This window comes from Ottowia sp. (genome assembly GCF_016703145.1).
Lineage (GTDB): Bacteria > Pseudomonadota > Gammaproteobacteria > Burkholderiales > Burkholderiaceae_C > Ottowia.
In genome coordinates this window covers 1,594,139-1,607,693 of record NZ_JADJCO010000003.1, presented here as the reverse complement: position 1 = coordinate 1,607,693, position 13,555 = coordinate 1,594,139, and the positions used below count along the sequence as shown (strand labels likewise).

Below are 13,555 nucleotides of genomic sequence, written 5' to 3'. Positions count from 1 at the left end.
CGTCTAGCTAGTCAATGAAATACTGCCGTTATCGAGCACGCAGGCCGCGCCTTCGCCCTCGGTGAAGCAGCGAAAACGCAGTTCGCCTTCCTCCCGCCAAATCTCGGTGCGCAGCCGCTGGCCGGGATAAGTGGGCGCGGTGAAACGAGCGGCCACCGCGCCGATGCGCTGGGTCTCAAATCCGAGCGCCGCGCGCGACACGCTGCACACGCTGGAGCCCAGCGTGCATAGCCCATGCAGGATGGGCCGAGGGAACCCCACAGACGTGGCGAGCGCATCGTCCACATGCAAGGGGTTGTAGTCACCGCTCAGCCGGTAAATGAACGCCGCGCGCTCGTCCAACTCCCAGTGATCCACCAGGTCAGGTGTGCGCTCAGGGATACCCACGAAGACCGGCGCACCGGCCGCTTCGCCGCCAAACCCACCCTGACCGCGAAGCACCGACACGTTGTCGAGTTCGCACAGCAACTCGTCCTTCGCCACGTCGATGACGCGACGGCGCGTCACGACCACCGCATCGCGGCCTGGCCCCTTGTCCACGATGGACATCACGGCTGAAGTGCCGACCACCTCGCCTTCGGCAGGAAGCGGCTTCGCTACGCGCACCACCTGAGCACCGTGCAGCATCCTCTTCACGTCGATGCCGGTCGCAGGGTCTCCCATCCACAGCCCCGGATAGCCGAGCACGAGACTCATCGTCGGCAGCGCGGCAAGATCCTTCTCGTAGACGTAGCGCAGTTCCTGCTCGTAGGAGGCAGAACTGCGCCGACCCAACCCGAGCCCCAAGGCATAGAGCATCGTGTCCTTGCGGGTGTACTTCTGCCGAACCTCCGGGATCGGGTGGCGCATCAGGCGTTCGGGATCAATCATGTCCGCCCTCCTTGGGGTAGTCCGAGAAACGCGGCGCGCGTCGTTCCGTCATGGCGCGAACGCCTTCCTTGAAGTCCGGCGAGCGCATCTGGTAGGCCTGCACCTCGCTCTCCCGCGCCACGGCCTGGCGGAAGCCTTCGACCAAGCCCGTGCGGAGGGTGGTACGGGTCGACTGCACAGCCCATGGCGAGGACGTCGCGAGCTCCTGAGCCAGCGCCTTGGCCTCTTCCCGACATTGGCCCGGCGCCGCGAGGGTGTCCACCAGACCGATACGATGGGCCTCCTGCGCGTCGATGCGCTGGCCCGTGTACAGGAGGCGCGCTGCCTGCTGTACGCCGAGCAGACGGGGAAGCGTGAAGGACAGTCCAAAGCCCGGGTGCACGCCGAGGCGGTTGAAGTTGGCCGAGAAACGCGCTTCCGGCGCGGCGATGCGGAAGTCCGCACACATCGCGAGGCCCAGGCCCCCGCCGACGCAAGGCCCGTGGATGGCGGCGACGATGGGCTTGCCGAAGCGCATGAGGCGAATGCCCTCCTGGTACACGGGCGTGGTCTTCTTCGGGTTCCGGATGCGGTCGGAATCGGGTCGGCTATTGAAGTCCGCCCCCGCGCAGAACGACTTTCCGCCGGCAGCGAGGATCACCACGCGGCAACGCGGATCGGCCTCCAGCTCGTCGAGCACATCGGCGATCTGCTCGACCATCACCAGGTCGAAGAAATTGTGCGGCGGACGGTTCAGCTCGATGGTGGCGACCGCACTGTCGCGGCTGACGAGGATGGCGTCCGCTGCCGGTATTGCGGTGGGCTCTTGATGGCTGGTCATGCTGCGCTCTCCTCCATGTTGCGATAGAGGCTCGTGCGGCTCATGGCCGGCCAGAAGCTCTGGGCGCCTGCCTTCACCACCTGGCTGCCGATGCGACGGGCCCACCAGCTCGCGGTGCCGTGATCCTCGCGCCAGACCCACATGCGCCGCGTCGCGAAGTTCAGGACGTGCTCGTAGGTGAAGCCGATGGCGCCGTGCACCTGGTGCGCCACCGAGGTCGCAATGTCCGCTGCCTCGCCAGCGAGCACCTTGGCGCAACCAGCGCTGAGCGAGTCGCCGACCTGCTCCGGTTCGGTCCAAGACGATGCATTCTGGAAGGCCAGTTCCGAGGCGTGGCGGGCCACGGCGATCTGGCCTGCCATCTGGGCCAACTGCTGCTGAATGGCCTGATTCTTGCCGATCGGCCGGCCGAACTGCACGCGGTCAAGCGCGTATTGCACCGAGGTTTCGAGTGCGAACTCCGCAGCTCCGACGATCATGGCGGAGCGAGCCAGTGCGCCAAGGTAGCGGGCCGGCTGCGACACGAAAGGGAACGGGGCGTCGAACACGAACTCCGCTCGCGCCGCCTTGAGCACCACGGTGTCGCTGGGGAGCTTCGTCACATCGACGCGCTCCGCGACCTCACAGCCCGGCGCCTTGAGGTTCCAGACGCCCATGCGGCCGTCGGGCAAGCCGACCAGGATCAGGTCGCAGGCGCGGGCCCAAGGTACGCGGGCCAAAGTCCCATCGGCCACAACGTCGGCTCCCGAGCCGGAAAGCTGCAGGCCCGCGACCGTCACCTCGTCTGCCAGTGCAATCGGAAGGCTTGTCTCGACTTCGTGCCCGCCCGCATTGATCAGGTAGTTCGCGATCACCGTCTCGGCCAGAGGAAGGGGCACGCGGTAGTAGCCCAGTCCCCGGAACAGCGGGAGGGCATCGGTCCAGCTGACGCCGACGCCGCCCTGCGATTCTGGGGAAAGCAGATTCGCGAACCCGCTTTCGACGGCCAGATTCCACTGTTCGGGAAGACGGCCGGTTTTCTCGGCGTTGACGCAGTCCGCGATGTCCAGCGCCTTGGAGAAGAATCGGACAATGCTGTCCTCAATGATGGAGTCGCTCATCTCAGTCCCAAGCCTCGTGCAATGATTCCGCGCAGGATTTCCCGGGTCCCGCCGCGAAGGGAGAACGACGGTGCTGCGACCGTCAGATAATCGATGGCCTCGACGAACTCGGGGTCGTCACGTCCTGCCTCGGTGAAGTAGTCGGACGCCAGCTGCGGGATGGATTGCTCCATCACCGCGCCCTGATCCTTGACCAGCGATGCCTGCACGGCCGGGTCTTCGCCCCTGGCCATCATCAGAGCGATGCCCTGCGACATGCTGCGCAGGGCCAGGTACTTCGAGAACACGCGCCCGACGATCTCCGTCTGCGAATCCTGCTGCAGGTCGGCGACCTTGATCATCTGTTGATAGAGCTGGGTGCTGCTCAGAAAGCGCTCCGGCCCCGATCGCTCGTGCTTGAGTTCATTGAGCACCTGCGACCAGCCCTGGCCCTCGACGCCGATCAGGCATTCATCCGGCACGAACACACCATCGAGCACGACCTCGTTGAAGGTGTGCGTGCCCAACTGCGACTGGATGGGGCGCACCTCGATGCCTGGCAGTGTGATGTCCACCAGGAACTGCGACAGCCCCGCGTGGCGATCCTCGTTTTTTTCGCCGGTGCGGACCAGCGCGATCATGTACTCGCAGTCATGGGCGCGCGAGGTCCAGACCTTTCGTCCGGTGATTTCCCAACCGCCCTCTACCTTCTTGGCTTTGGTGCGAATGGAGGCCAGGTCGGAGCCGGAGTCGGGCTCGCTCAGCCCTGCGCAGAAGCCCAGTTCGCCTTTGGCGATGAGCGGCACCAGCTTGGGCGCGAGCGTGTCAGGGGCGTAGCGGATAAGCAGTGGCCCGCTCTGGCGCTCCGAGATCCAGTGGTAGCCCACGGGCGCGCCCGCAGCAAGCAGTTCCTCGATGACGACGTAGCGCTCGAGCGGGCTGCGGCCTTGGCCGCCGAACTGCTTAGGCCAAGTCATCCCGAGCCAGCCGCGCGCGCCGAGCTTGCGGCTGAACTCGCGGTTGTTGTTCTGCCAGCTCTTGGCACGTTCGGCGATCGGAAATCCCGCCAGGGCATCGCGCAGGAACGCGCGCACCTCCTGGCGCAGAACCTCGCATTCGGGCGGCATCTCGCCCAGTCGAATTTGCATGGGGGTCATATTGTTGACACTCGTGAAGGGCCGGCCTCAGGCCAGCCAGTTGGTAATCTGCGAGGCGGTGGCCTCGCCGTCGGCCGCCCTCGGCGTCCGCGGGGGCACGCACGGTGTTCTGCTAAACCGAATCGCGGGAGACGGCTGGCATACGCCCGCTACATCACTGAAGGTTCTGCGCGCGACCAGTTGCGGGTCGTTGACCGCCTCGTCAAAGGAGAGCACCGGCTCGGCGCAGCATTCGCAGGTAGCGAACAGGGTGGCCCACGTGTCGCGTGACTGTTGGAGGAACCTAGAAGCCATCTCTTCGCGCAAGCGCGGCCAGTGCCGCCGGTCGAAGTGATCGTTTTCCGCCGTAAAGTCGATATCCAGCAGCCCCAGCAGGTTGTCCACGAATCGACGCTCGACTGCGCCGACGGCGACGTACCGCCCGTCCGCACATCGGTACACGTCGTAGAACGGCGCGCCAGAGTCGAGGTAGTTGGTTCCGCGCTCGGCTTGCCAGTCGCCCGAGGCCCGCCGGCCGTGGATGGACATGGCGAGGTTGGAGACCGCATCGACCACCGAGACATCGACAACCTGGCCGCGCTTGGAGCGCCCGGCCTCAAGCAGCGCCGCCAAAATGCCAGCGACCGTGAACATGCCTCCACCGCCCATGTCCCCGACCAGGGTGACGGGAACGGCAGGTGGTTGCCCGCGCTGCCCTATCGCATCTAGCGCGCCGGTGCGCGCCAGGAAGTTGATGTCGTGTCCAACTCTGCCGGAAAGCGGTCCATCCTGGCCCCACCCCGTCACTCGGGCATAGACAAGCGCCGGATTGAGGCTGAAGCACTCTTGTGGGCCGAGGCCGATCTTCTCCATGACCCCGGGTCGGAACCCTTCGATCAATGCGTCCGCAGAGGCAAGCAATTCCTTGACACGTGCCATGTCCGTTGGGGCCTTGAGATCCAAGGCTGCTTCGTAGCGATTGCGCCGCAGGAAATTGAACTGCACGGCTCCCTTCGGAGCACCCAGTTGATGCTGCGTGGGACGGTCGATCCGAAGCACCTTGGCGCCCATGTCGGCGAGCAAGGTTGCAGCGAGCGCGCCAGGGCCCACGCCAGCGAACTCGACAACACGTATTCCGTCCAGCGCCGGCATGTGCGGTTACTCGAACTTCAGGCCTGTTTCCGAGACGAGCTTTCGCCACCGCTCTATCTCGGCAACCTGGAACTTGCGCATCTCGTCCGGCCCGGAGAAGAACGAGGTATGCCCTTGGGCCGCGATGCGCTCCTTGACGACGTCCATGGTGCTGGCCTGTCGAATGATCTCGACGATCCGGTCGCGAATCGGCCTGGGCGTGCCCGCGCGCACCGCAACGGCGTTGTAGATGAGCGCCTCGTAGCCCTTCGGGCCGACCTCTTTCACCGTAGGAACCCCCGGCAGCTTCGGATGGCGCTTGTCACCGGTGAACATGAGGATGCGAACCCGCCCGCCATCGGCCAGCGGCAGCAGCGGATTGACGGCAGTGACGGCGTAGTCCACCTCGCCAGCGGCCACTGCCTTCGCGGCCTCGCCCGAGTCCTTGTAAGGAATGTTGGTGACCTTGATGCCGAGCAGTTGCGCGAGCCACTCGTTCCAGAGCGTGTACGTTGGCGTTCCGCCGCCGTGATTCAACTTGCCGGGGTTCTTCGCCGCGAACTGAACCAGCTCTTCGAACGTCTTGAACTTGGACGATGCGGGGACCGCGACGGCCGCATAGCTGATTTCGAGCACCGAGATCGGCTCGAAGTCCTTCAGTGGATCGTAGGGAAGGTTCTTGCGAATTGCGGCGTTGGTGCTGAGCACCGTATTGCTGGCGAACAAGATCGAATAGCCATCAGCCGGCTCGCCGAGCACCGCCCGCGCGCCGATGATGCCCTCGCCGCCACCGCGGTTCTCGACCACGACAGACTGACCGGCGATATCGCCAAATACCTTGGCGTAAGTGCGTGCGGTGATGTCGCTCGAACTTCCGGCCCCGAAAGGGACATAGAACTTGACGGGTCTCGTGGGGTAGTTGCCCTGCGAGAACGCGACGCCGGGGAGCATCGTCGCGAGGCCTGCAGCGCCACACAGAAGTGCAGATCGGCGGGACATCAAAGAGCGGGTGGTGTACTTCATGGCATGGTCGCCGCATCTCTGCGGCATGTCTCCTTCAGTTAGTCATTCTTTGGCAAGTAGGTATCGTTGTGCTCTCCCAGCGAGGGAGCCGGACTTCGCAGCGTCGCAGGCGTCTTGCTGTAGAGGACGGGATGGCGAACCTGGACAATGGGTCCGACGACCGGGTGATCGGAGGTCTCGAACAACCCCACGGCGGCAAGGTGCTCGTCGTCGAGAATCTCGTGCAGCGGATTGATCTTTCCGCTGGCAATATCGAGTTCGTCGCAGACTGCCTGCCATTGCTGGTTCGACATCGTTGGCCCCAAGCGCTCCAACAGGTCATTCAATGCACCGATATTGCGGCTGACGTCAGCCCGGGAGCGGATCGCTAATTTCTCGAACTCGCTCTGCTGCCCCAGCCGGCAAAGGATCGTCTCCCACTGCTTGGGGCCATAGGGCATGATGCAGAGTGCACCATCCTGCGTATGGATGACACGTCGGCCGCCCTCCAGCAGACGCTTGTAGCCGGGAGGTTCGGCCCGATCCGGGTAAGTCAGACCGCCCATGTGCTCGACCAGGTTGAACGCGGTCATCGTCTCCAACATCGGGACCTCGATCTCCTGCGCGATGCCATGCTCCGAACGGCAGTGCAGTGCGGCCAACACGGCGTTGGCGGCCATCAAACCTGCGACCTTGTCGGCGATGACGGTCTTGACGTATGCCGGACCGCCGCTGCCGGAGTTGATGTCGACCAAGCCGCTCGCGGCTTGGATCACATCGTCAAAAGCAGGTCGTCCACCGTGCGGGCCGTTCGATCCATAGCCGGTAATCGAGCAGTAGATGATGCGCGGATTGATCTCAACGACAGTGGAGTACGAGAGACCCAGGCGCTCGATGGCTGCCATGCGCATGTTGTGGATGAAGACGTCGGCATCCTTCAGCAAAAGCTTGAGCTTGCTTTTGCCTTCTTCCTGTTTCAAGTCAAGCTGAACTGATTTCTTATTTCGATTCGAAGCCAAGAAAATGTGGCCGAATCCAGGCGTGCGCAGAACGCCGTTCGAGCGCATCGCATCGCCCGTCGGACCTTCGATCTTCAGTACCTCGGCACCCAGATCCGCGAGGATCTGCGTCGTGTATGGGCCACTCAAAACAGTCGTCAGGTCGATCACCTTGAGACCATGCAAGGGGCCGTCGATCGGCGCATGAGTCGTTGTTGTGTTCATGCGAAAAAGTCTACTGACGTGCCCCGACCTGGAAAAGATAGATGTTTCAGAATACGAAACATCATCAGTGAACGCTACTCGTATTCGCGGACTCGGGGAGCAATACTTTCTGCGCGAGAGAAACGGCGACGCAGCTCCCTCTGGTCGTGTGCGGAGCGAGCTAGAGCCGTTGGGAGCGCACCTATCAATGGGCTTTGAAACAGCAACGAGGCACCGATCTTCTCGGTGGCCAACTATGGCCTGAAAGCTGACCTGTTCGCCGCCGTGCCGAAACTGGTGCAGGCTTTGTGAAGCCGCCCGCAGGCGAGAAGGCATCGCGTGCCGACTGCCTTCTCTCAGTCGCCTCGTTCCAGGCCACGCCCAGCGAACTGCTGTTCGACGTGTTCGAGGCACGGGACTCGCCCCGCGTCCCAACATCGTTTACTGCGGCGACCACGCACAGAGCAAAGAGCGCGCTGCCGCGCTTCTTGGGCAGATCGGGTTCGACCCCGTGGACGCCTATGGGCATGTGGAAGGGCCGAAGTGGGCCTATCACTTCAACCGCTTGAAGTGACGCCGGGTGCGGCGCGCGGGGACAGCCTGGCTGCACGGCACGGCAGCCCAGGTTCTTGAACTGTCTCATCGCATCGTCCTGTGATTCCACAATGTTGAACTATCGGATTGATAAATATCATTTTGTTTGTCATTGTAGGATTGTTCGGTAGAATAGACCCCAGCAGTTCAGCAGCCGGCGCTATGTCAGTGCTCGCAGCGGCTGGCTCCTACCACCCATCTACTTCGACAAAGGAACAGATATGGCACGCATCATCCTCATCACCGGCGCCAATCGTGGGATCGGCCGCGAACTCGCCAAGCAGCTCGCAGCAGACGGCGACACCGTGCTGCTCGGCGCCCGCAACTTCGAGGGCGCCACCCAGGCCGCCGCAGAAATCGGCAGCAACGCGCACGCGGTTCAGCTCGACGTGTCGAACCAAGCGAGCGTGGACGCGGCTGCGAAGAAGATCGAAGCCGACTTCGGTCGTCTCGACGTGCTGGTGAACAACGTGGGCGGCGTCTTTGACTACGCGCAACAGGCTTCCACGGCCGACCTCGCGGTCGTCCAGCAGGCGCTGGAAATCAACCTCTTTAGCGCCGTGCGCGTCACGCAAGCGATGCTGCCGCTGCTGCGCAAGGCGCAGGGCGCGCGCATCGTCAACGTCTCCAGCGAGAAGGGTTCGATCGCCAGCATGACCGCAGGCGTCCCCGCCTACGGAACGTCGAAAGCGGCGCTGAACGCCTATACCCGCAACCTCGCTTCGGAACTGGCCGATCAGGGCATCACCGTCAACGCCGCCTGCCCCGGCTGGACGGCTACCGACCTCGGCGGCGAAGGCGGACGCCCTGTTTCCGAGGGCGCGGCCAGCATCAAGTACGTCGTCAATCTGCCCGCCGATGCCGGCACCAGCGGCTTCTATCAGGACGGCAAGAGCCTGGCTTGGTAATGACACCTTGAACCGCCCCGCGATGGCGGGGCGGTTCGGCCGTGCCGAGGCGCACGCACCGATCGACCCATCACTACAGGTTTATCCATGAGTTCACTCGCCGGAAAAGTCGCCCTTGTCACCGGGGCATCCAAAGGCATCGGGGCCACCATCGCCAAGGATTTCGCTGCCGCAGGCGCGAGCGTTGCCGTCAACTACGCCTCCAGCAAAGCAGCGGCGGATCAGGTCGTGGCCGTCATCGTGGCCGCTGGCGGCAAGGCCGTCGCCCTGCAGGGCGACGTTTCCAAGCCAGAAGCGATTGACCGAGTGATTGGGGAAACGGTCGCAGCTTTCGGGCGGCTCGACATTCTGGTCAACAACGCCGGGGTGTTCGAGTTCAAGCCCCTGGAGGCCATCACGCCCGAGCATTTCCACCACCAGTTCGACATCAACGTACTGGGCTTGCTGCTGACCACTCAAAAGGCCGTGCCCCATCTGGAAGCCGCAGGCGGCGGCAGCGTGGTCAACATCAGTTCTTCGATCAGCCACGCCCCCGAGCCATACGGCTCGGTTTACAGCGCCAGCAAGGCGGCGGTCGATGCCATCACCCGCTCGCTGGCGAAAGAGCTTGGCCCGCGTGGGATTCGCGTGAACTCGATCAATCCCGGGATGGTGGAAACCGAAGGCTCGCGCAGCCTGGCCTTGGGCAATTCCGAGGTGCAGGCATTCCAGGCACAGGTTGCCGCTTCCACGCCGCTCGGGCGCATCGCCCAGCCGCAGGACATTGGGCCGGTGGTGGTCTTTCTCGCGTCCAAGGATTCGGGCTGGGTCACCGGCAAATCGCTGCTCGTTGACGGCGGGCACTTCTAGGTCGCGTGTGCCCCCCGGCACATGACACTGCGCCACGCGACGCGTTGACGGCATTTGCGACAGGTCTATCAGTGCGATCGAAAGGTCAGGCACATCGTCGCATACGACACGGAGATCACCCTTATGAGCTATACCCTCACAATCAACGACGAGTCACGCGTTGTGGATGTGGACGCTGATACCCCTTTGTTGTGGGTGTTGCGTGACGTGCTTGGCATGACCGGCACAAAGTACGGCTGTGGCATGGCGCTGTGCGGGGCTTGCACAGTGCATATGAACGGAGCCGCCACTCGCTCCTGCCTCACCCCCGTTGAGGTCGCTGTCGGCAAGTCCATCACCACTATCGAGGCCATCCACAACACTGAGGCGGGCCGAGCCGTGCAGAAGGCTTGGCTCGACCTCGACGTCGTGCAGTGTGGCTACTGTCAGTCCGGCCAGATCATGTCTGCCACGGCACTACTCGCGCAAACGCCGGCCCCCAGCGACGAGCAGATCCGCGCTGGCATGGCCGGCAACATCTGCCGATGCGGCACTTACGACCGTATCCATGCAGCGATCAAGCAGGCAGCTCGCCTCATTCCAATCCGGAAGGAGACATGAAATGCAGACCGCTGATAAGACTCATGGTGCACCCAGACTGACGCGGCGAAATCTTCTGAAGGCAGTCGGTGTCGGTGGCGCGTTGCTCGTGGCCGCGCAAATACCTCGGTGGATTGCCAAGGGGTCCGCGAACGCTCCAGATGAGGGCGGCGGCACGTTCAGTGCGGTGATACGCATTGGCGCAGACGACATAGTGACCCTCGTGATGCCACGTGTCGAAATGGGCCAAGGCATCTATACATCCCTGTCCATGTTGATCGCCGAAGAGCTAGAAGTCGATTTGTCTCGCGTGCGCCTGGAGCACGCACCAGCCGACGACGAACTCTACGGGCGAACAGATTCTGGTGTGCAAGGAACGGGAGGCTCAACCTCGGTGCGTACCGCTTGGCTACCGATGCGGCAGGCTGGCGCAGCCGCCCGAATGATGTTGACTGCCGCGGCCGCCCAAAGTTGGGGAGTGGACGTCAGTGCTTGCAAGGCGGAGAACGGCGGGGTGCTGCACGCTGCCAGCGGCAGGCAGTTGCGATATGGCGAACTCGCTGCGCTAGCAGCGACGATGTCGGTTCCTGTTGAGGTTCAACTCAAGGACCGTTCGCAGTTTCAGAAGATCGGTAGCGCCCAGAAGCGGCTTGAGGCTCCCGAGAAAGTCAATGGTACGGCGAGGTTCGGCATCGACGCGCAGTTGCCAGGTCTGCGCGTGGTGACCGTGGCCGCTAGTCCCGTGCCGGGTGGGCGCGTCAAAGGCGTGAATGCAGAGGCGGCGCGCGGCGTGCGTGGCGTGAGCCAAGTCGTGCGCCTGGACGATCTAGTCGCGGTTGTGGCCGATCACATGGGGGCTGCACGCAAAGGCTTGGCTGCTGCTCAGGTTGAGTGGGACGACGGCCCCGCTGGTCAATACTCGACCGAAGCTATGGTCGCGGAACTGGCCAAGGCGTCGGGACAGGAAGGTGCCACAGCTCGCCGTGAGGGCGATGTTGCTACAGCGCAGGCTGACGCCACTGCCAAGGGTCACCGCAACATCGAGGCGATCTACCAGCAGCCGTTGCTGGCGCAAGCTCCGATGGAGCCGATGAACTGTACCGTGAAGTTGCTCCCCAACAGTTGCGAGATCTGGCTTGGCACTCAGGTTCCCACACGGGCACAGGCCGCCGCTGCCCAAGCAGCGGACCTGCGAGTGGAGCAAGTGCAGGTGCACAACCACTTGCTGGGTGGTGGCTTCGGCCGTCGGCTGGATGTGGATTTCGTGACACAGGCCGTGCGAATCGCCCGAGAGGTCCAGGCCCCCATCAAAGTGGTTTGGACGCGGGAAGAGGACATGCAGCACAGCACGTTCCGCCCGTCCCACTACAACCGCCTGAGCGCCACGCTGGACGCCCAGGGACATCCCGTTGCTTGGCACCACCGCGTGACAGGATCGTCCGTCATTGCACGCTACTCGCCCGCCGCCTTCAGAAACAACGTAGATCCCGATGCCATTCGGGATGCGGCTGGGCCGTATGAGTTCGCCAACATGCTGATTCAGTATGTGCGCCAAGAGCCGCCCGAGGGGTTGCTCACCGGCTGGTGGCGCGGCGTCGGTCATATGCAGAACGCCTTTCCGGTGGAGTGTTTTATGGATGAACTGGCACGCGCTTCTGGGCGAGATGCGATTGCTTTCCGAAAGCCTTTGCTGACCAAGCAACCTCGAGCGCTGCGGGTGCTGGAGGTCGCTGCCGAGAAATCCGGCTGGGGCGTACCACTGGCTAGGGGTCGGGGCAGAGGACTCGCCCTGACTTACTCATTCCAGACCTACGCGGCGCAAGTGGTCGAGGTCAGCGTCGATGCCGACGGCAATGTCACTACCGAGCGCGTCATCACTGTGGTGGATTGCGGTCAAGTGATTTCACCCGGCGCCCTTGGAGCGCAGGTGCACGGTGGCACCATCTTTGGTTTATCTGCCGCGTTGTTCGGCAACATCTCGATCAAGGACGGGCGCGTGGAACAGTCCAACTTTCACGACTACCGCGTACTGCGCATGAATGAGATACCTGCGATGGAGACGCACGTCATTTCGAGTACCGAAGACCCGACGGGCATTGGCGAGATCGCCACCGTGGTCATTGCGCCAGCGCTGCTCAATGCGATTCACGACGCAACAGGTAAGCGTATTAGGCGCCTTCCGATCAACCCGGCTGATCTCAAGGCAGCCTGAGTTGTTCTTCTCTAGCTGCCCTGCCCTGTCGGCCGGGCACGACCTTCCATCAACCACCATGAGGACAAGACCATGAAAGCTGTAGGCTTCAAGCAAAACGGGCCAATCGACCGCGACGACGCCCTGATCGACATTACCCTTCTGAAGCCCGTTCCCACGGAGCATGATCTGCTGGTCGAAATCGCGGCCACCGCCGTCAACCCGATCGACTACGAAATCCGCCGCAATGCCATGCCAGCCGACGGCGAAGTTCGCGTGCTGGGCTGGGACGCCGTTGGCACGGTCGTCGAGAAGGGTTCGCTCGTCCAGGGCTTCGAGATCGGTGACAGGGTTTACTACTGCGGCGCCATCCGTCGGCAGGGGTCGAACGCTGAATACAACCTGGTCGATGCACGCATCGCGGCCAAGGCGCCCGCATCCCTGTCCAATGCCGAGGCGGCTGCGCTGCCGCTGACCTCGCTCACCGCATGGGAAATGCTGTTCGAGCGCCTGGACGTGACGCGCCCCGTCCCCGGCGCGGCCCAGGCCGTGGTCATCATCGGCGGCGCCGGTGGTGTCGGCTCGATGGCGATCCAACTGCTGCGCGCCCGTACCGACCTGACGGTGATTGCCACCGCATCGCGCCCGGAAACCAAGGAATGGTGCGAAAGCCTTGGCGCGCACCATGTCGTGGATCACAGCCAGCCGCTGGCCGCGCAGATCGAAGCCTTGGGGCTGGGTGCGCCTGGCTTCGTCTTCACCACGGCCGGCTCCATTGAGTACCGCGACGACATTGTGAAATTCATGTCGCCCCAAGGACGCTACGGCTACATCGACAACCCCAAAGTGTTCGACGCCAACCCCTTCAAGTGGAAGTGCATTTCGATCCACCTTGAAGCGGTTTTCATGCGCTCGCTGATGCAGACCGTGGACATGAGCGTGCAAGGCGACATCCTGCGCGAAATCGCCAAGCTGATCGAGGCCGGGAAGATTCGCACCACGCTGACCGACACCTTCGGAACGATCAACGCGGCCAACCTCAAGCGCGCGCACCAACTGCTGGAAAGCGGCAAGGCACGCGGAAAGATCGTCCTTGAGGGCTTCTGACCGCCAGGTGCCCAGCATCCGCGCTGAACGGGCGAGCCGTTCCACGGGGCCGCGAGCGGCGACCCCGTGGGATCGCGTCGTCTTTCC

12 protein-coding genes are annotated in these 13,555 nt (G+C 63.3%); 5 read left to right on the top strand and 7 right to left on the bottom strand.

The window, feature by feature from the left end; all coding sequences use genetic code 11:
• Positions 1-3: 3 nt before the first annotated feature.
• From IPG65_RS11510 to IPG65_RS11480, 7 genes are read right to left on the bottom strand one after another with little or no spacing between them, the layout of a single operon-like run.
• Positions 4-870 carry a MaoC/PaaZ C-terminal domain-containing protein gene (locus tag IPG65_RS11510; RefSeq protein WP_293189538.1) on the bottom strand — a complete coding sequence of 289 codons (867 nt, stop codon included), beginning with the start codon at positions 868-870 and terminating at the stop codon, positions 4-6.
• Positions 863-1,690 carry an enoyl-CoA hydratase/isomerase family protein gene (locus tag IPG65_RS11505; RefSeq protein WP_293189536.1) on the bottom strand — a complete coding sequence of 276 codons (828 nt, stop codon included), beginning with the start codon at positions 1,688-1,690 and terminating at the stop codon, positions 863-865. Before IPG65_RS11505 ends, IPG65_RS11510 begins: the two co-directional genes overlap by 8 nt.
• Positions 1,687-2,790 carry an acyl-CoA dehydrogenase gene (locus IPG65_RS11500; protein ID WP_293189534.1) on the bottom strand — a complete coding sequence of 368 codons (1,104 nt, stop codon included), beginning with the start codon at positions 2,788-2,790 and terminating at the stop codon, positions 1,687-1,689. Before IPG65_RS11500 ends, IPG65_RS11505 begins: the two co-directional genes overlap by 4 nt.
• Complete coding sequence (locus IPG65_RS11495; RefSeq protein WP_293189532.1) at positions 2,787-3,926, bottom strand: acyl-CoA dehydrogenase family protein; 1,140 nt, start codon at positions 3,924-3,926, stop codon at positions 2,787-2,789. The genes IPG65_RS11500 and IPG65_RS11495 overlap by 4 nt, the downstream gene beginning before the upstream one ends.
• A 27-nt stretch (positions 3,927-3,953) precedes the next feature.
• Positions 3,954-5,057, bottom strand: coding sequence for a CaiB/BaiF CoA-transferase family protein (locus tag IPG65_RS11490; protein WP_293189530.1), 1,104 nt, complete (start codon positions 5,055-5,057; stop codon positions 3,954-3,956).
• 6 nt (positions 5,058-5,063) lie between these two features.
• The gene (locus IPG65_RS11485) at positions 5,064-6,059 is read right to left on the bottom strand and encodes a tripartite tricarboxylate transporter substrate binding protein (protein ID WP_293189528.1); all 996 of its coding nucleotides are present in this window, start codon (positions 6,057-6,059) and stop codon (positions 5,064-5,066) included.
• Positions 6,060-6,097: 38 nt separating this feature from the next.
• The gene (locus tag IPG65_RS11480) at positions 6,098-7,261 is read right to left on the bottom strand and encodes a CoA transferase (RefSeq protein ID WP_293189526.1); all 1,164 of its coding nucleotides are present in this window, start codon (positions 7,259-7,261) and stop codon (positions 6,098-6,100) included.
• A gap of 794 nt (positions 7,262-8,055) precedes the next feature.
• On the opposite strand from IPG65_RS11480, the gene IPG65_RS11475 reads away from it, so the two are divergent.
• From IPG65_RS11475 to IPG65_RS11455, 5 genes are all read left to right on the top strand, one after another.
• On the top strand, positions 8,056-8,742 hold the full coding sequence (locus IPG65_RS11475; RefSeq protein ID WP_293189524.1) for an SDR family NAD(P)-dependent oxidoreductase: 687 nt from the start codon (positions 8,056-8,058) through the stop codon (positions 8,740-8,742).
• An 87-nt stretch (positions 8,743-8,829) separates the two neighbouring features.
• Complete coding sequence (locus tag IPG65_RS11470; RefSeq protein ID WP_293189522.1) at positions 8,830-9,591, top strand: glucose 1-dehydrogenase; 762 nt, start codon at positions 8,830-8,832, stop codon at positions 9,589-9,591.
• Between the two features lie 123 nt (positions 9,592-9,714).
• A complete protein-coding gene (locus IPG65_RS11465) occupies positions 9,715-10,191 on the top strand; it encodes a (2Fe-2S)-binding protein (RefSeq protein WP_293189521.1) in 477 nt (158 codons plus the stop codon).
• A 1-nt stretch (position 10,192) separates the two neighbouring features.
• The gene (locus tag IPG65_RS11460) at positions 10,193-12,382 is read left to right on the top strand and encodes a molybdopterin cofactor-binding domain-containing protein (protein WP_293189520.1); all 2,190 of its coding nucleotides are present in this window, start codon (positions 10,193-10,195) and stop codon (positions 12,380-12,382) included.
• A 72-nt stretch (positions 12,383-12,454) separates the two neighbouring features.
• The gene (locus tag IPG65_RS11455) at positions 12,455-13,468 is read left to right on the top strand and encodes a zinc-binding alcohol dehydrogenase family protein (protein WP_293189518.1); all 1,014 of its coding nucleotides are present in this window, start codon (positions 12,455-12,457) and stop codon (positions 13,466-13,468) included.
• Positions 13,469-13,555: the final 87 nt, after the last annotated feature.

Bases quoted from the DNA above. Each gene is read 5' to 3' on its own strand.
- IPG65_RS11470 (WP_293189522.1), top strand. From the start codon at position 8,830: ATGAGTTCACTCGCCGGAAAAGTCGCCCTTGTCACCGGGGCATCCAAA.
- IPG65_RS11475 (WP_293189524.1), top strand. From the start codon at position 8,056: ATGGCACGCATCATCCTCATCACCGGCGCCAATCGTGGGATCGGCCGC.
- IPG65_RS11500 (WP_293189534.1), bottom strand. From the start codon at position 2,790: ATGAGCGACTCCATCATTGAGGACAGCATTGTCCGATTCTTCTCCAAG.
- IPG65_RS11460 (WP_293189520.1), top strand. From the start codon at position 10,193: ATGCAGACCGCTGATAAGACTCATGGTGCACCCAGACTGACGCGGCGA.
- IPG65_RS11485 (WP_293189528.1), bottom strand. From the start codon at position 6,059: ATGAAGTACACCACCCGCTCTTTGATGTCCCGCCGATCTGCACTTCTG.
- IPG65_RS11490 (WP_293189530.1), bottom strand. From the start codon at position 5,057: ATGCCGGCGCTGGACGGAATACGTGTTGTCGAGTTCGCTGGCGTGGGC.
- IPG65_RS11505 (WP_293189536.1), bottom strand. From the start codon at position 1,690: ATGACCAGCCATCAAGAGCCCACCGCAATACCGGCAGCGGACGCCATC.
- IPG65_RS11495 (WP_293189532.1), bottom strand. From the start codon at position 3,926: ATGACCCCCATGCAAATTCGACTGGGCGAGATGCCGCCCGAATGCGAG.
- IPG65_RS11465 (WP_293189521.1), top strand. From the start codon at position 9,715: ATGAGCTATACCCTCACAATCAACGACGAGTCACGCGTTGTGGATGTG.
- IPG65_RS11455 (WP_293189518.1), top strand. From the start codon at position 12,455: ATGAAAGCTGTAGGCTTCAAGCAAAACGGGCCAATCGACCGCGACGAC.
- IPG65_RS11510 (WP_293189538.1), bottom strand. From the start codon at position 870: ATGATTGATCCCGAACGCCTGATGCGCCACCCGATCCCGGAGGTTCGG.
- IPG65_RS11480 (WP_293189526.1), bottom strand. From the start codon at position 7,261: ATGAACACAACAACGACTCATGCGCCGATCGACGGCCCCTTGCATGGT.